Genomic DNA, 15895 nt, shown 5'->3' with positions numbered 1-15895 from the left:
CAACCCATGGAGATCAGTATATTTTTAAGCCGCAGAGGAAATTAACGCACTGCCGCCGTCGTGGGTGCCTTGGCGGGGATCAAGAACAACTTGATCATTTGCCACACATTCGAGAGATAGAGGGGAAGTTTCTTCAGAAAACCGCCATTTTGCTTACTAATTTCTGTCAGCTTGGCATTGTTTTCGACACACCGCTCTAATCGCTGATAAAATTCTGGATGATCGACATCGAGAATCACCGGAAAAACACGGCCTGCGGTTTCATTGGTTTTGGCAATCACCTCACGATCATACTCGCGGGCATCCAAGCCAATCGCAGCATAGAACTTCGCCCGTTGCAAATCGTTGAGGTACATTGTGGCAAAGACCGAGAGCAGGAAGAAGCGGCACCACAGTTTTGGTGGCAGCCAGCAGACCATGAAGTAGCGTGCCCATTTCTTACCCGAGAGGGACAGGGGAATTTCCTTAATCTTTTGCCAGAAGGTGCGCGGCCGATCCAGCATTTGCGGCTGGGCACGCATCACGGCGTCAAAGAAGTCACCGTGGCGGTTTTCGTCTTGGCACCAGTTCTCAAAGAAGCGGAAGATGGGGTAGATGCGATGTTCGGGGTGCTTCTCCAGATGGCGATAGATCGTAATGTAGCGCCAGTAACCAATTTTCTCGGAGAGGTAGGTGGCGTAGAAGATGAATTCCGGTTCAAAGTAGGTGTAACTGCGGTGCTGCGTCAAAAAGCCAAGATCCAGCGATAGGTTAAAGTCGGCCATCGCTTTATTCAAGAAGCCAGCGTGGCGGGCTTCATCGCGAGACATCAGGGCAAAGCATTCTGCCAATAGGGGGTTGCGATCCTTGAGCTTGCGGCTGAGTTCTTTGTAGAGGAGAAAGCCAGAAAATTCCGCTGTGCAGGAGCGCTCCAAAAATTCAATAAATAACTGGCGGGTTTCGCCATCAATGTGATCCCAAGACTGTTCAAATTCTGCATCCCGCACAAAGTGGTGGCGGTTGTAGTCGCAGCGGAATTCCTCAAGGATGGCCTGAAGTTCTGCTTTGTTTTCAGTAATGTCCATATTGGCCATCGCTTCAAAGTCAGTGGTATAGAAGCGGGGCGTGAGGATGGTTTCCTTGGCGGGGGCTTTAATGCCCGGCCGCAGTTCTTCAAACTCTGGTTTGGCGACGGTATTAACCATAAAAAGCTGCGTCTCGCTCTTGCTAACGGCACTCATAAAGCATGGTAGCGAAAATCCCCAATGCATTACAGGTCATTACAGAACCGTTACATTCCCCACCAGCGGCTGAGTTGATTGCGCCAGCGATCGCCCCAAGAGGCCGCCCATGTGGGTTGGCGATAACGTTGAATCAACTGTTGCCCCAAGGGAGTGAGGCGATAGCGATCGGTGAGGCCTTGGCCATCCACTTCGCGGCGCAGTAAACCGACGCGGATCAACCAGTCCAACTCTGCTTCTGCTAGGAGCACAGGCAAGGGCGATCGCGTGAATCCCGATTGAAGACCCGCTTCGCCCACAATTTCTAGGAGTGCCACACTCCGCTGCTGCATTGTCTGAAACAAGAGGGGCAAAAAGGGACTACAGCGCAGGGCGCGATCGCCCCGTTCCAAAACCTTCGGAGAATACGCGATCGCCACTGCCGCCAAACCTACAGAGAATTTAAGTGGCTGGTATCAATGAAGGTTGCCCGGTCATTCACTGACGTACCAGGGGCGGGGGGTGTGCGGGGCGATTGAGTTGCGGGAGAGGTTGATGGCGAAGAGGGAGTTTCTGCCTCCTGACGACGGCGATCGGGTAAGACCACGCGCTCCATGATGAACTCAATCGTGCCCTTGCGCAGCCATCCCCGTGCTACCAAAATATCGCCGAGTCTTGCCCCTGTGGCTCGCTGATCGGCTAAGGCAACTTCAATTTGTGCGGGTGTCACCAATTCTGCTTCAACCAGATAGTTCCCCAAGCGTTTCGTGTAGCTGTCATCATGGGGACGCTGGATAAAGGGGGGCTTTTTCGCAGGTGCCTCAGTCTCTGCTGCCACGCCTGGCAGGCTGTCAAAGTCACGTTGATCCCCCGCTAGGGCAACCAAGCATTCTTTGATTTTCATCAGAATTTCCGCTGCTCGCCGGGGTTGATTTTGCTGGGCTGCCTGCTCCAAGAGCCGTGCTTCTGCCTCAATCAGCGTTTGCCGGGATGCCACTGCTGCAACTTGTAAAATGCGTGCCTGCTGCTGAAGGACAGCCATATCTCGTTCAAGAAGGGCTTTTTTGCACTGCTTGAGAACAAGGGATCCCTGCTTCAGCAGAACTTTGTGGGTAGGAGTAGTCATAGACAGCAACAGCGGGGATAAAGAACATGACTTAAAAGAATATTAAAGCTTAGCAACTGCCTTTGGCATTGTTTAGGCGATGGGGAACACGCAATCTACTTTTACTATAGCCCTTTGTATTGAACCCATTCCGCTGCAACTGCGTCAAATGTAAAGGTTCTGTAAAGATAGGGTCACTGTTGCTGCCGTAGGACGGTGTTGAAGAGTTCTTTGACTTGTTCCCACGCATCCCGTGCTGCTGCTGCATCGTAGCTATCCCGTTGATCGCAGAAGAAGCCATGATCCGCTGGATAGATGAAGATGTGGTGGCGAATGCCGTGGTGGCGCAGCGCCGTTTCAATTTGCTTCACCTGTTCCATGGGAATACTTTGGTCGCGATCGCCAAAGAAGGCATAGAGCGTGCCGCGAATTTTCGGTGTGATTTCAATGGTGGGTAGGCCACCGCCGGGGGTCATGGTTGTCATCCCGGCGCCATAGAATGAGGCCGTGGCTTTAATGTCCGGTAACTGAGCCACCAGATAGGCCACATGACCGCCAAAGCAAAAGCCAATCGTACCAATGGCATCCCCATCCACATTTTCAAGGCCGCGCAGATAGGCAATGGTCGCTTGGGTGTCACTAAGGAGTTCCGCGGCTTTGGTTTGGTTTTTGTACTGCCGCCCCAAATCAATATCAGCGGCGGTGTAGCCCGTTTCAAAGCCGGGGGCAAAGCGTTGGTAAAGGGCGGGGGCGATCGCCACATAGCCTTCGCGGGCAATACGTTCGGTCACATCGCGGATATGGGCATTGACGCCAAAAATTTCCTGAAAGACAATCACTGCCGGATAGCGGCCGGGGGCAACAGGCTCGGCTAAGTAGGCATCAATCAGCAGATCGCCATTGACTACCTTGACCCAACGACTGGTAATCTCCACCATCGTGAACCTCCTAGGCAGAAATGTCGAGGTCTGGAAACGTGCGCTTGAAGTCGCTAATCAATTCATCGAGTTCGGCGAGGGCGGATTCAATGTCAATGGTAAGGGTGCCATGACCGGGGAGTTCCAAGAGCTTTTTGAGGCTCTCCCGTTTCGCCAAAACAACTGCTAGACGTTCCTGTAGGGTGGGTAACTCCATCTTGTACCTCACTGCAAAGCTCACTATTACTCTACCGTTTCGTTGGCCAGCTTCTTCCCTTTGACAGGTGTCGGGGGCACCAGTTCCACATTGATTTCATTCACAGGGCGCGGCCGCAGTTCCAGAGATTGCGATCGCGGCAGCAAATCAAACACTTCCCGAAACGTGTCATCGAGGGTTTCAAAGGGCACCACACCGATAAATTCCTGCCGCAATTGGCCTTGGCGATCGAAAATCAGGGTTTGCGGCACCCGGCCTTTGTAGTAGTAGCCCGCTTCATTGGCGGAGAACTGCGCCCCAAAGGGTAAGGCATCGACATCAATAGCGATGAAATCGGTGACGCGACCATAGTACCCCTGCAATTGGGAGATGGTGGAGGCAAACTGCTTGCAGTCGCGGCTATCGTTCACATAAAACAGCAGCAATGTGGCGCGATCGCTCTGACGCGATTTCTCTAGGGTGACCTTTGGTGGCACTAAGGAGCCATTGCCGGCGTAAAGAGCAAAGATATTCCCATCGTAGCGATCGTCTTGTAACCCCGCCCAACTCGGCGCTGTCCACAGTCCCCACAGCAGGAGGACAAGTCCTAACCAGCCCCAAACCCGTTTCATTTTTCGCTCCATCACGCTCTGTAAAGACACTATACCGCCACGCCATCCCCCTCCCGTGCATTGTAGAACCAATGCCACCCCTTCTAAGGTAGGAAGAGTGTCTTTATTGCTTTTGCCAATAGCTACAGGGGTGCTCTTTCTGTGGCTTTTTTCGGCGTGATCAGGCGTGATCAAAGGAATGAATCTATACCAACGTTTAGGGATAGTCACGATTTTCAGTACAGTGCTACTGGCCAGTTGTGCGCCCGCCTCGCAAAAGGGCACTCTCCAGCTCTATGCCAATGGTGAAGAGCGCTTGCAAACGGGATGGACAAGCAAAGATGGCTGGAAGCTCGAGCTTGACCATGTCTATTTGACGTTGGGTACGGTGACTGCCTACCAAACCCATCCCCCTTTTGATCCTGAGGCGGGCGATCGCCCCGACAGTGAAGTGACGGTTGTGTTTAGCGATCCTATGACGGTGGATTTGGTGAGTGATCAGCGTCCCCTTGTAGGCAGTGCTGCGGCGGCGGTGGGTCACTTCAATGCCCTGCAGTGGCAGACCCTCGCACCCAGTTTACAACTGGTGGGAACAGCGCAGCGGGGCAATGTCACTCTCCCCTTTGACATTACGTTGGATCAGCCCTTGGCCTTTGTTTGTGGCGACTACATTGGCGATGAACGCAAGGGAATGGTTACAGCGAACAGTTCCGCTGAGCTAGAGATTACGCTCCACTTTGATCATCTTTTTGGTGATGGGTCTGAACCGGCAACCGCCGAGATCAATCGCGACGCGTTGGGCTTTGACCCCTTTGCCGCGATCGCTACCCCTGAGGGAGTCACGGTTGACTGGACAGGATTACAGCAAAAACTCAGCCCCCAAGAATTTCAAACACTGCTGACAGCTTTGCGGAGTTTGGGTCATGTCGGCGAAGGTCACTGTCGGGAGGTTTCCTCATGAAAACAGTTTTAGCGAGTGTGGCTACCTTAGGACTGATAGTTCCCCAAGCCCTTGCCCATGGGGTTGAGTTGCGCTACAAACCGCAACAGGTGATTCACATTACAGCGCGCTATGACAGTGGCGAACCGATGGCAAATGCTAGGGTACAGGTCTTTGCCCCCGATCGCCCCCAAGAAGCAGCAATAACAGGAACCACCAATACCCAAGGGGAGTTTCAATTTGTGCCCGATCGCCGCGGTCAGTGGCAGGTGCAGGTACGTCAAGGGGGACATGGCGGCCTACTCACGATTCCGATAGCGACCGATGCCCAAGCAACGGCTGAGGTTGCTCTTACCGCCGTCCCAGAACCGCCAAGGACGGTTTCCCTGAGTCAATACACTCCCGCACAAATCACGGTCATGGTCTTGGCAGTGCTCTGGGGTGCCATTGGCACGGCTTGCTTTGCTTGGTCGCGGCGGCGGCTGCCAGTGGAGTCGTAGTCATGCACATCCCCGATGGTTTAGTGCCGCCCCTGTGGTGTGGACTGGGTTATGCCGGTAGCGGTGGTCTCCTGTGGTGGTCTTGCCGCCGTTTGCAGCGGGCAACGGTGGATCCGCTGGCGATCGTGCCGCGATTAGCTCTATTAACCGCTGCCTTTTTTACCGCCTCTGCGGTTTATATCCCGCTGCCTCCCGCCAGTGTGCACCTCATGTTCCTTGGCAGTCTGGGGATTCTTTTGGGGGAAGGGGCAATGATAGCCGTGGTGGTGGGATTATTTCTACAGGCGGTGATGTTTGGTCATGGCGGTCTGACGACCTTGGGCCTCAATGCGCTGATCATGGGGATTCCAGCGCTCCTTGCCGCTGCTGTTTTTCGGGGGCTGTGGCATCGCTGTCCGCCAAGGGGGCGATCGCTCCTCGGGTTTATCCTTGGGGCGGGGGCTGTGCTGTTGGCTGTTCTCTTATTTGGCGCAGTGATTCTCCTGAGCCTGCCAGCACCCTTGGATCAACAGCGGGAATGGCTAGCGATCGCTGCAATTGGGATTGCCCATTTGCCCCTTGCTATGTTGGAGGGAGTGGTCACGGCTTCACTGCTGGTCTTTTTGGCCAAAGTCAAGCCAGAATTCCTGTCCCAAGGCGTATGCTTTTCCCGTGAAAATTCTCCTTACCCTACTGCCGACCCTCACTGAACTCTACGGATTAATCTTTCTGTGCATGGGCATTGGCTATGGCAGTAGCCGTTTTTTGCCATCAACGACGGGGGCTTGGCTGGCGCAAGGGTTGTTCTGGGTGGGGACGCCCCTAACGGCATTTAGTTTTATTGTCACCACCCCGATTACGGGTCACAGTACGTTGGCTCCGCTATTGGCGTGGCTAGGAATGGGGATCGGCGTCAGCTTGGCGTGGCTGTGGTTACAGCAATATCCCGCTCACACGCGGCAGGAGCAGGGCAGTTTTCTCTTGGCGACCATGGTGGGCAACACGGGTTTTATTGGCTTTCCAATTACTTGGCGACTGCTGGGGCAAGAGCACTTCAGTTGGGCGTTGTTTTTTGATCTGATGGGGACGCTCCTCATTTCCTATAGTGCTGGCATTGGTGTGGCGGCGAGTTTTGGCGATCGCGCCATTTCCATCGCAAAACTGCTGTGGCACATTGGCCGGAATCCAACCCTTTGGTGTGTCGGCATCGGACTGCTGCTACGACAACATCCCCTACCCGCGATCGCCCAACAGGGACTTTTAACCTTGGGGTGGTTAATGGTGATTGCTGGATTGATCTATATGGGCATCTGCCTCGGTGAGGCTCCCCTCAAGCTCCGCTGGGAACGCATCATTCCCTGTCTGACGATTAAGATGCTACTGGTACCGCTCCTGTTGGGTCTCGGATTAACCCTCGTAGGCATCAGCGGCCGGCCCCGTCTAGGGATGGTACTCCAAGCTGGCATGCCCCCCGCCTTTATGACCCTAATTCTGGCGGATGTATATCACTTGGACCGGGCTTTCGCTGCCAGTGTGATTTTAACCAGCCTCTTTGCCTTAATTCTTCTATTGCCCCTGTGGCTGGTGCTCTTTGCCGGGTAGGGGCATTTGGTGGCTAATCGTCGGGAGTCAAGCGCAACAGCAGGTAGCCTGCGCCTAAACCAACCAGAACCAGGGTAAACGTAATTACCGCAGTATTGAAAATCTCTTCTGCCATAGGGCGGCCTCAGCTAACAAGAACTCATTGTAACCAATTTGGCTCCTTTGCTTACCACGGCTCCAAAACAGGTTCCCGCAGTAGCTCATGGGTACCACGATTCACGGTCAAGAAGATCCCGCGGGGTGTTTTGGTCAATAGATACGTGTACTCACCATTGACGGCTTCAAAATAGTACCCTTGAGGACTCCAATCCCGCAGGGGCAGCCGAATTGATAGGCGCGGATCCTGCTTGTGTCGTGCCATATAGTAGGCGGGGCGATCGCCCCCACAGATATTCACCCAATAGCTACGAGTCTCCGTGGCCACAAAGGTACTTTCATAGGAGCGACAGGAAAGGGGGCGTGCCAGTGCCGCCAGTGGTGTCATCGTCAATAGGGCAACAGCCGCTAGGGTGGAGCCAACAAACCTCATGGTCATCTCGCCGCAATTTCTCACTCCAGTCTAGCCAAGGAGGCGGGAAAGGGTTTCACCCTCGGTAAGATAGATGATGACGACTGCTGTTTACCTTCAACAGGGATGCAATGACGCTCGCGATCGCCCCCTTTCCGATTACCGCCATTGTTGGTCAAGAAGCCATTAAACTTGCCCTGCTGTTGGCCGCCGTTGATCCCGGTTTGGGGGGGGTGATCATTGCCGGGCGGCGGGGGACTGCCAAATCTGTTCTTGCGCGGGGTATTCATGCCCTATTGCCCCCCATTGAAGTCATTGATCAAGGGGAGATCCCAGTACCGATCATTGCCAACCCCGATCCCGAACGTCCCCAAGACTGGGATAGCCGCTTGCAGGCTTGGCGCCAAAGTTATCCCGATGTCCCTTTGACCACCAAAGTGATTCCAGCCCCCTTTGTGCAAATTCCCCTAGGGGTCACCGAAGATCGCCTCTTGGGAGCCGTGGATGTGAGTCAATCGGTGCAGCGGGGCGAAGCGGTCTTTCAGCCCGGCCTCTTGGCGGCAGCCCACCGCGGCGTGCTCTATGTGGATGAAATCAATCTCTTGGATGAACAATTGGCCAATGTGCTGATGGCCGTGCTGAGTGCTGGGCGCAACCCAATTGAACGGGAGGGGATTAGTCTGGATCACCCCTGTCGTCCCCTGTTGATTGCCACCTTTAATCCCGATGAGGGAGAAGTGCCGCCCCATCTGCTGGACCGGTTTGCGATCGCCCTATCGGCGGATACGGTTCTGGGCTTAGATGAGCGGGTTGCAGCGGTGGATCATGCCACCCAATTTGCTGATTCGCCCCAAGCCTTTTTGCAGCAGTACGATGCTGAGCTAGAGGATCTGCGCACCCAAATTATTCTGGCGCGAGAATGGCTCAAGGAGGTAAAAATTCAACGGCAGCAAATTGCCTATCTGGTCACCGAAGCCCTACGGGGCGGTGTTCAAGGCCATCGAGCAGAACTCTTTGCGGTGCGGGTGGCCAAAGCCCATGCTGCCCTGAATGGCCGCAGTGAAGTGAATGCCGAAGATCTACGCCGCGCTGTTGAACTGGTGATTGTGCCGCGAGCCACGCAACTGGAACCGCCGCCGGAGCAACCACCGCCCCCACCTCCACCACCGCCCCCGCCGGAGAATCAGCAGTCTAACCCCGAAGAAGAACCCGATGAGCCAGAGACGCCACCGGAAGAGCAGCAGGAAACGCCACCCATTCCTGAGGAATTTGTCTTTGAGGCCGATGGCACGGTCTTGGATGAGTCAGTGCTCTACTTTGCCCAACTGACCCAACGCCAAGGGAAATCGGGGAGTCGCAGCCTGATTTACTCCCAAGATCGCGGTCGCTATATCCGCCCCATTTTGCCCCGTGGCCGAGGGGGTCGAATTGCTGTGGATGCCACCCTGCGCAGCGCCGCTCCCTACCAAAAATCCCGTCGCCTACGCCAACCCCAACGCCGCGTCATTGTTGAAAACAGTGATCTGCGAATTAAACGTTTGGTACGCAAAGCGGGTGCCTTGATTATTTTTGTCGTGGATGCCTCTGGCTCCATGGCACTGAACCGCATGAATTCTGCCAAGGGCGCTGTTTTACGCCTATTGACCCAAGCCTATCAAAACCGCGATATGGTGGCGCTGATTCCCTTTCGTGGCGAGCAAGCAGAGGTGCTCCTACCCCCCACCCGATCCATTGAAGCGGCACGGCGACGCCTTGAAACCCTGCCCTGTGGGGGTGGCTCTCCCCTTGCCCACGGCCTGACCCAAGCGGTGCGAGTGGGTTTGAATGCCAAGCAAAGCGGTGAGATTGGTCAAGTGATGATTGTGGCCATTACCGATGGTCGGGGCAATATCCCCCTGAGCCGTTCCCTTGGCGAAACTATTCCGCCGGAGACCAAGCCCGATGTCAAAGCGGAAGTACTGGAAATTGCCGCTAAAATTCAAGCCTTGGGTCTGAAGCTCTTGGTGATTGATACCGAGAATAAGTTTGTCTCCACGGGGATGGGCAAGGAATTGGCCCAGCAAGCAGGGGGTAAGTATTACCATCTGCCCAAGGCCACCGATCAGGCGATCGCCCAAGTGACACAGAATGCCCTGCAATTTTAGCCACCAATAAAAAACTCTCCCCCCAGTTAGAGAGGAGAGAACCTAGCAAACTATTGGGGCAGTAAGCCTACATCATGCCGCCCATGCCCCCCATACCGCCATCCGCAGGAGCTGCCGGTTTCGGTTCTGGTTTTTCGACCACAAGGGCTTCTGTCGTCAGTACCATGCCGGCGATCGAACCAGCATTTTGCAGGGCAGAGCGTACGACTTTGGCAGGGTCAATAATGCCCGCACTAACGAGATCTTCATAGGTGCCCGTTGCAGCATTAAAGCCATAGTTAAAGTCACCGGCACGGACATTCTCGACGACTACGGCTCCTTCGACACCAGCATTGTCAGCAATTTGAGCCACTGGCGCTGCCAAGGCACTGGCAACAATGCGTGCCCCTGTTTGTTCCTCGGGACTGAGGCTAGGCAGCAGGGCATCAATGCGACTGGCCAAGTGAAGCAAGGTCACACCACCGCCGGGCACAATCCCTTCAGCCACTGCCGCTTTGGTGGCATTGAGGGCATCTTCGAGGCGGAGTTTGCGATCCTTCAATTCCGTTTCGGTGGCAGCCCCCACTTTGATCACCGCTACGCCGCCCACGAGCTTGGCAATGCGCTCTTGCAGCTTTTCTTTGTCGTATTCGGAGTCTGTCTCGGCCAACTGCTTCTTGAGCTGCTCGACCCGCTTTTGAATATCGGCTTTATTGCCCTTCTCCGACACAAGGGTGGTCGTGTCTTTGGTCACGGTGACGGAGGCGGCTTCTCCCAGCATGGTGATTTCCACATCATCTAGGGTCAGTCCCACTTCCTCAGAAATGACTTGACCGCCCGTGAGAATGGCAATGTCTTGGAGCATCGCTTTGCGCCGTTCGCCAAAGGCTGGGGCTTTCACGGCAACCACATTGAGGACGCCCCGCAGTTTATTCACCACCAATGTGGCGAGGGCTTCGCCTTCTACATCTTCAGCAATGATCACGAGGGGACGACCACTGCGAGCCACTCTTTCTAGGGTGGGAATCAAATCTTGGATACTGGTAATTTTTTTGTCCGTCAACAGCAGATAGGCATTGTTGAGTTGAACAATCATCCGCTCTGGATCGGTGACAAAGTAGGGGGAAATGTAGCCGCGATCAAACTGCATCCCCTCAACAATTTCCATTTCTGTATTCAGGGATTTTGATTCTTCAATGGTGATCACGCCATCTTTGCCGACTTTGGCCATGGCTTCACCAATCATGGCTCCCACTTCGGGGTCATTACCGGCAGAGACGGTGGCCACTTGGGCAATCATATCTCCTTCAACGGGTTTGGCCACTTCGGCAATGCCCTCGACAATGGTTTTGATCGCTTTTTCCATACCGCGCTTGAGGGCAATGGGATTAGCACCGGCAGCCACGTTTTTCAGGCCTTCACGGATCAGGGCTTGGGCAAGGAGGGTCGCTGTTGTTGTGCCATCACCGACGACATCATTGGTTTTGGCGGCCACTTCCCGAATCAGTTGGGCACCAGTATTTTCGTAGGCATCTTCCAGTTCGATTTCCTTGGCGATCGTCACGCCATCGTTAACAATTTGCGGTGCGCCATACTTTTTCTCAAGCACCACGTTGCGCCCTTTGGGGCCAAGGGTAATTTTCACGGCATCGGCAAGGGCATTAATTCCGCGTTCGAGCGATCGCCGGGACTCTTCATGAAATGCGACTAATTTTGCCATGGGTGGCTATCCTTTAGTAACTTGGAGGTCATGATTGAGGGACTGCAAACTTAGCAGGCTTCAAGCCATTGTTTACAGTACTGTGGAAAACCAGCTGAGGGCAATGGCAGAAAATGTAGGGGATTCCGCACTTGCTCGCGTACACTGACAATAGACTGACAATAGATTAACAAGCTTCGCAGCCATGGCTGGCCGCCACCTCAATCAACAACGCCTACAGGTCTTCTTGTACGTCACCTTAATGCTCGGCATTGCCCTTGCAGCGGCCAAGGAGTATTTTTACTTGAACAATGGCCAAGGGGGGCAAGATTGGCAAATTGGTGCTCCACAGGTGGATGTCATTGCTGCTCAGCCAAAACGCTCCCTTGCGGAAATACGAGCCTTTGCCCTGCAATTGGTGAATCGCGATCGCCAGCTCAATGGACTGCCGCCCCTTGTTGCCGATGAATTACTCACAGAGGCAGCACAACGCCACGCCGAAGATATGCTCAAACGCCAATACTTTAGCCATACCAATCCCGATGGGCAATCCCCAATGGATCGCTTTATCGCCTTGGGGGGACGCGGTGGCGTCGGTGAAAATATCATGGAGCAGAAGGGCACCCCCGGATTGGTGCTCAACTATAAGCTGATTGAGCGGTTCCAAAAAGGCTGGATGTATAGTGAGGGGCACCGCCAAAATATCCTGCGGCCTGAATTTACCCGCTTTGGCTTTGGCATTGCTTTGAATTCAGCTCACGGAGAAGTCTATGCTGTACAGATGTTTGCACTGCCAGCCCAGTAAAGGCAGAGCGTTGCTGCGCGGATCATTTCCAATGTAATCAATGTCAACTTAACCGCATTCGCTATGTTCACTGAAGAGATGTATGTTGTCCTTGAATCTACTGTCAGCGATGAGACCTTTCTCACGCCGATGGAGCTACAGGCCAAGCTGGTGGAGTATTTAACAGGAACCGATGTTTCCCTAACGCCGGATCTACTTGCTTTGCCCGATGTGGAAAGTCGTGCCCACTACCTCATGACAACGGGTTGTGAACTGCAATTACCCAATGGTGGCTACCTTCAGTGGTATGCCGTGCGTTTAGAAAAATAATCGTTACACAGAGTTACGAAACTCCTGCTCGGAAAATTCCGTTCTAATATAGATAAGGCTCTTGGATCAATCAAGGGTTCAGGCGATTATTTATTCTTTCGTGGTGTCCAAATCGTCAGGAATAGTAGGGTAACGAGACTGTGGCCAATCGCCGTCGTCAACAAAAGAAAAAACAGCAAATGACCTACAGCTGGCCGTTGGCAGGCACCTATCAAGCCCTCAGCTCTGCATCGGTGGATTTGATCTGGCGCAAAGTGGTGAATTTGGCCGATGTGTCGTGGCATCCCTTGATTTTGCGCACGAATGTGCCCTACGGACTCGTACCCAAGCCGGGGTTTATTTTCCAAGCCATGACCCGTTGGATTCCGTGGCCGATTCAGATTTTTGTCGAACGGGTATCACCGGGAAAACTGTTGAGTATTCGCATTTTGGTCTTGCCGGGGGTAGAGGAACGGGTAACCTATCGTTTAGAATCAACGGTCTGTGGGAGTCAGATTTCCTGCTCAGTGATGTTGCGGGGGTGGCTGGCGCCGCTGATTTGGTCACTGATTCGCGATTCTGCGGCAGGGTTGGCTGCCCGCTTAGCAGTTGCGGCTGAGGAAGATCCCCCCTCTGCTCAGCCCCCCATTGATCCCTGCTTAGGTTTTTAGACGGACAAAAGAAAACTCTATGCTCAGCGATAGCGATCGCGTTCGTGTTCTCAGTGAAGCCCTGCCCTATCTCCAAGCCTTTGCCGGGCGCACCTTTGTGGTCAAATACGGCGGTGCCGCCATGAAGGAAGAGCAGCTCAAAGACTCGGTGATTCGCGATATTGTCTTTCTTTCCTATGTGGGGATTCGGCCGGTGGTGGTTCATGGCGGTGGCCCTGAAATCAATGCGTGGTTAACTAAGCTCAACATCGAACCCCAATTCAAAAATGGGCTGCGCGTCACCGATGCCGCGACAATGGATGTGGTGGAGATGGTCTTGGTGGGTCGGGTCAACAAGGAAATTGTCACCCTGATTAATCAGGCGGGCGGTAAAGCGGTGGGGCTGTGCGGCAAAGATGGCAACCTGATTCGTGCCCGTGCCCAAGGAGAAGAGAGCATCGGCTTTGTGGGTGAAGTCCAAGGCGTGGATACCCGCGTGATTACGGCACTAGTGGAGAAGGGGTATATTCCCGTCATCTCCAGTGTGGCTGCCGATGATACTGGGCAAGCCTACAACATCAATGCTGATACTGTTGCTGGCGAGATTGCGGCGGCTTTGGGGGCTGAGAAGCTGATTTTACTGACGGATACCGCAGGCATTTTACGGGATTATCGTGATCCGAGTACTCTCATTTATCGCCTTGATATTGCCGAAGCGCGGCAACTCATTAAAGAGGGGGTTGTCTCTGGCGGGATGATTCCTAAAGTCACCTGTTGCGTGCGATCGCTCGCTCAAGGGGTGAAAGCAGCGCACATTATTGATGGCCGGGTGCCCCACGCCCTATTACTGGAAATTTTTACCGATTCGGGGATTGGCTCAATGCTCGTGGGTTCCAATGCAGCCTACGATCGCGCCTTCAGTGATTGAAACTTTTTGCATGAAAAAGGGCGTCCTAGGGTATGACGAGGATGTCTTAGCGTCAGGGTCTATTACCTATGAAATTCTTCTCTTTAATCTTAATTAGTAGCAGCTTAGCCACTAGCTTGAAACTGCCAGCACGCGCCATTCCCCAACCCTACCCCCCAGTGGCGGTGAATAGTTTTATGGATACCTGCATCGAGCGTGGCCAGCGATCAGCGCCCATTGTGCCCCGTTCAGTGATGAATAACATTTGTCAGTGCTCCATCAACTACATTCAACAGCGATTGAGCTACACTGATTTTCAAACCCTTGATCCCAATGGCGGTCAACTGCAATCTCCTAGCCAACAGCGGGCACAGCGGGTTCTCGATGAAAGTGTGAACTACTGCATTCGCCAACAACTGGGGGTCTAGGCACTTTTTGACCCTGCTGCGCGTCGGAAAACTTAGCTGGCGATCGCCAACGGCCAAGGCAAGTCTTTGTGCTAGATTGGGCGTAGGCTAAAGGATCGAAAATTTAGGACGAATCATATGGGAATCACACACCGCACGCTCGTTGTCAGTACGACAGTGGTCATGACGGCATTGGTTGCTGTCACGGGTGCGGGTCTGCACTGGTCCCGTAGCCTAGCGGGTTTCCGCCAAAGTCCTAAGGAACTGGTGGATGAAGTATGGCAGGTCATTGACCGTGAATACGTTGATGCCACCTTCAATGGCAATGACTGGCGTGCCGTGCGGCGGGAGTTTCTCTCTCGGAACTACACCAAACCCGAGGATGCTTACAAAGCGGCACGGGAAATGCTCGAGAAGCTCAATGATCCCTACACCCGCTTTATGGATCCGGAGCAGTTTCGCTCCATGCAAATTGAAACCTCTGGTGAACTCACAGGGGTAGGTATCACCATTACCCAGGACGAAAAGACCAAAGAAATCACCGTGGTTTCCCCCATTGAAGGGAGTCCCGCCGCTGAGATGGGTTTAATGGCCAAGGATGTGATCCTGAAAATTGATGGCAAATCCACTAAGGGCATGGATCTCAACCAAGCCGTCAGCATGATCCGTGGCCCGGTGAATACAAAAGTGCGCCTGACGATCCAGCGGGGCGATCAAATCTTGAATTATGAGATCACCCGTGCCCGCATTGAAATTCATCCCGTTCGCCACAGTTTGCGCCAAACTCCCCAAGGGCCTGTCGGCTATATTCGCCTTGTCACCTTTAGCTCCAATGCAGCAGCAGAAATGCGCGCTGCCATTCGGGAGTTAGAAAAGCAAGGCGTTGAAGGCTATGTTTTGGATTTACGCTCCAATCCGGGTGGCCTACTCTTTGCTAGCGCTGAAATTGCCCGCATGTTTCTACCGCAGGGCGATATTGTCTCTACGGTCAATCGCCAAGGGGAAGCAGAACGCTTACGCGCCGGTCGCGGCTTCTTGACCAATAAGCCCCTTGTGGTGCTCATTGATGGCGGCTCGGCCAGTGCCAGCGAAATCCTCGCAGGTGCCCTACAGGATAATGGCCGTGCCGTGTTGGTGGGAACACGCACCTTTGGGAAAGGCTTGGTGCAGTCCGTCCAGCCCGTGGGCGACGGGGCAGGGATTGCGGTGACGATCGCCAAATACTTTACCCCCAGTGGCCGTGATATTAACAAGAAAGGCATTGAACCCGATATTGAAGTCACACTCACGGAGCAGCAGCGGGAACAACTGACGCGCGATGACATTGCCACTGATCGTGATCCTCAATTTACACGGGCCCTTGCGGTTCTCAATGAACGCATCCTAGCGGAGCGACGCAATACCCAATCAGCGCGTCCTCCCCAGACAGCCAATCCTTAAGTTCACTCAGTTAGGTGAG

20 protein-coding genes are annotated in these 15895 nt (G+C 53.9%); 11 read left to right on the top strand and 9 right to left on the bottom strand.

Annotation, left to right across the window (positions count from 1 at the left end; genetic code table 11):
- Positions 1 to 41: 41 nt before the first annotated feature.
- The 6 genes from acsF to RHJ80_RS04115 all read right to left on the bottom strand — a co-directional run bounded on the left by acsF (position 42) and on the right by RHJ80_RS04115 (position 4049).
- Positions 42 to 1184, bottom strand: a complete 1143-nt coding sequence (acsF, locus tag RHJ80_RS04140; protein WP_149820092.1) for a magnesium-protoporphyrin IX monomethyl ester (oxidative) cyclase — start codon at positions 1182 to 1184, stop codon at positions 42 to 44.
- Between the two features lie 86 nt (positions 1185 to 1270).
- Positions 1271 to 1639: an Npun_F0494 family protein gene (locus tag RHJ80_RS04135; protein ID WP_302678931.1), complete on the bottom strand. Its 369-nt coding sequence runs from the start codon at positions 1637 to 1639 to the stop codon at positions 1271 to 1273.
- 11 nt (positions 1640 to 1650) lie between these two features.
- On the bottom strand, positions 1651 to 2325 hold the full coding sequence (locus RHJ80_RS04130) for a hypothetical protein (protein ID WP_302678930.1): 675 nt from the start codon (positions 2323 to 2325) through the stop codon (positions 1651 to 1653).
- 173 nt (positions 2326 to 2498) lie between these two features.
- Entirely contained in the window at positions 2499 to 3242 is a 744-nt protein-coding gene (locus RHJ80_RS04125) for a dienelactone hydrolase family protein (RefSeq protein ID WP_302679336.1), read from the bottom strand.
- A gap of 10 nt (positions 3243 to 3252) precedes the next feature.
- Positions 3253 to 3438: a hypothetical protein gene (locus RHJ80_RS04120; RefSeq protein ID WP_310801525.1), complete on the bottom strand. Its 186-nt coding sequence runs from the start codon at positions 3436 to 3438 to the stop codon at positions 3253 to 3255.
- A 26-nt stretch (positions 3439 to 3464) separates the two neighbouring features.
- Positions 3465 to 4049, bottom strand: a complete 585-nt coding sequence (locus RHJ80_RS04115; RefSeq protein ID WP_286649554.1) for a thylakoid membrane photosystem I accumulation factor — start codon at positions 4047 to 4049, stop codon at positions 3465 to 3467.
- 178 nt (positions 4050 to 4227) lie between these two features.
- On the opposite strand from RHJ80_RS04115, the gene RHJ80_RS04110 reads away from it, so the two are divergent.
- From RHJ80_RS04110 to RHJ80_RS04095, 4 genes are read left to right on the top strand one after another with little or no spacing between them, the layout of a single operon-like run.
- Positions 4228 to 4989, top strand: coding sequence for a DUF4382 domain-containing protein (locus RHJ80_RS04110; RefSeq protein WP_310801524.1), 762 nt, complete (start codon positions 4228 to 4230; stop codon positions 4987 to 4989).
- The gene (locus tag RHJ80_RS04105; protein WP_206201186.1) at positions 4986 to 5468 is read left to right on the top strand and encodes a carboxypeptidase regulatory-like domain-containing protein; all 483 of its coding nucleotides are present in this window, start codon (positions 4986 to 4988) and stop codon (positions 5466 to 5468) included. The genes RHJ80_RS04110 and RHJ80_RS04105 overlap by 4 nt, the downstream gene beginning before the upstream one ends.
- A 2-nt stretch (positions 5469 to 5470) precedes the next feature.
- A complete protein-coding gene (gene cbiM, locus RHJ80_RS04100; RefSeq protein WP_310801523.1) occupies positions 5471 to 6157 on the top strand; it encodes a cobalt transporter CbiM in 687 nt (228 codons plus the stop codon).
- The gene (locus RHJ80_RS04095; protein WP_310801522.1) at positions 6120 to 7049 is read left to right on the top strand and encodes an AEC family transporter; all 930 of its coding nucleotides are present in this window, start codon (positions 6120 to 6122) and stop codon (positions 7047 to 7049) included. The genes cbiM and RHJ80_RS04095 overlap by 38 nt, the downstream gene beginning before the upstream one ends.
- A gap of 13 nt (positions 7050 to 7062) precedes the next feature.
- On the opposite strand, the gene petM is transcribed toward RHJ80_RS04095, so the two are convergent.
- On the bottom strand, positions 7063 to 7164 hold the full coding sequence (gene petM / locus RHJ80_RS04090) for a cytochrome b6-f complex subunit PetM (RefSeq protein WP_011057256.1): 102 nt from the start codon (positions 7162 to 7164) through the stop codon (positions 7063 to 7065).
- 51 nt (positions 7165 to 7215) lie between these two features.
- The gene (locus RHJ80_RS04085) at positions 7216 to 7584 is read right to left on the bottom strand and encodes a hypothetical protein (protein WP_206201184.1); all 369 of its coding nucleotides are present in this window, start codon (positions 7582 to 7584) and stop codon (positions 7216 to 7218) included.
- A 104-nt stretch (positions 7585 to 7688) separates the two neighbouring features.
- Here RHJ80_RS04085 and bchD point away from each other — a divergent pair, with 104 nt between their 5' ends.
- On the top strand, positions 7689 to 9701 hold the full coding sequence (bchD, locus tag RHJ80_RS04080; protein ID WP_310801521.1) for a magnesium chelatase ATPase subunit D: 2013 nt from the start codon (positions 7689 to 7691) through the stop codon (positions 9699 to 9701).
- A 67-nt stretch (positions 9702 to 9768) separates the two neighbouring features.
- Here the strand turns inward: bchD and groL are convergent, their stop codons facing one another.
- Positions 9769 to 11400: a chaperonin GroEL gene (gene groL / locus RHJ80_RS04075; RefSeq protein WP_206201182.1), complete on the bottom strand. Its 1632-nt coding sequence runs from the start codon at positions 11398 to 11400 to the stop codon at positions 9769 to 9771.
- A 184-nt stretch (positions 11401 to 11584) separates the two neighbouring features.
- On the opposite strand from groL, the gene RHJ80_RS04070 reads away from it, so the two are divergent.
- The 6 genes from RHJ80_RS04070 to ctpC all read left to right on the top strand — a co-directional run bounded on the left by RHJ80_RS04070 (position 11585) and on the right by ctpC (position 15876).
- Positions 11585 to 12184, top strand: coding sequence for a CAP domain-containing protein (locus tag RHJ80_RS04070; RefSeq protein WP_206201181.1), 600 nt, complete (start codon positions 11585 to 11587; stop codon positions 12182 to 12184).
- 63 nt (positions 12185 to 12247) lie between these two features.
- Entirely contained in the window at positions 12248 to 12493 is a 246-nt protein-coding gene (locus tag RHJ80_RS04065) for a chlororespiratory reduction protein 7 (protein ID WP_302678923.1), read from the top strand.
- 179 nt (positions 12494 to 12672) lie between these two features.
- On the top strand, positions 12673 to 13143 hold the full coding sequence (locus RHJ80_RS04060) for an SRPBCC family protein (RefSeq protein ID WP_315862992.1): 471 nt from the start codon (positions 12673 to 12675) through the stop codon (positions 13141 to 13143).
- Positions 13144 to 13162: 19 nt separating this feature from the next.
- Positions 13163 to 14050 (top strand): acetylglutamate kinase, encoded by an 888-nt coding sequence (gene argB / locus RHJ80_RS04055; protein ID WP_310801519.1) that lies wholly within the window; start codon positions 13163 to 13165, stop codon positions 14048 to 14050.
- 116 nt (positions 14051 to 14166) lie between these two features.
- Positions 14167 to 14457, top strand: coding sequence for a hypothetical protein (locus RHJ80_RS04050; RefSeq protein WP_310438478.1), 291 nt, complete (start codon positions 14167 to 14169; stop codon positions 14455 to 14457).
- 117 nt (positions 14458 to 14574) lie between these two features.
- Positions 14575 to 15876 carry a carboxyl-terminal processing protease CtpC gene (gene ctpC, locus RHJ80_RS04045; RefSeq protein WP_206201176.1) on the top strand — a complete coding sequence of 434 codons (1302 nt, stop codon included), beginning with the start codon at positions 14575 to 14577 and terminating at the stop codon, positions 15874 to 15876.
- The last annotated feature ends 19 nt before the right edge of the window (positions 15877 to 15895 follow it).

Origin of the sequence: Thermosynechococcus sp. QS41, from assembly GCF_031583515.1 — a bacterium.
Classification (GTDB): domain Bacteria; phylum Cyanobacteriota; class Cyanobacteriia; order Thermosynechococcales; family Thermosynechococcaceae; genus Thermosynechococcus.
The sequence above is the reverse complement of the archived record's forward strand: the minus strand, read 5'-3'. Positions and strand labels throughout refer to the sequence as shown.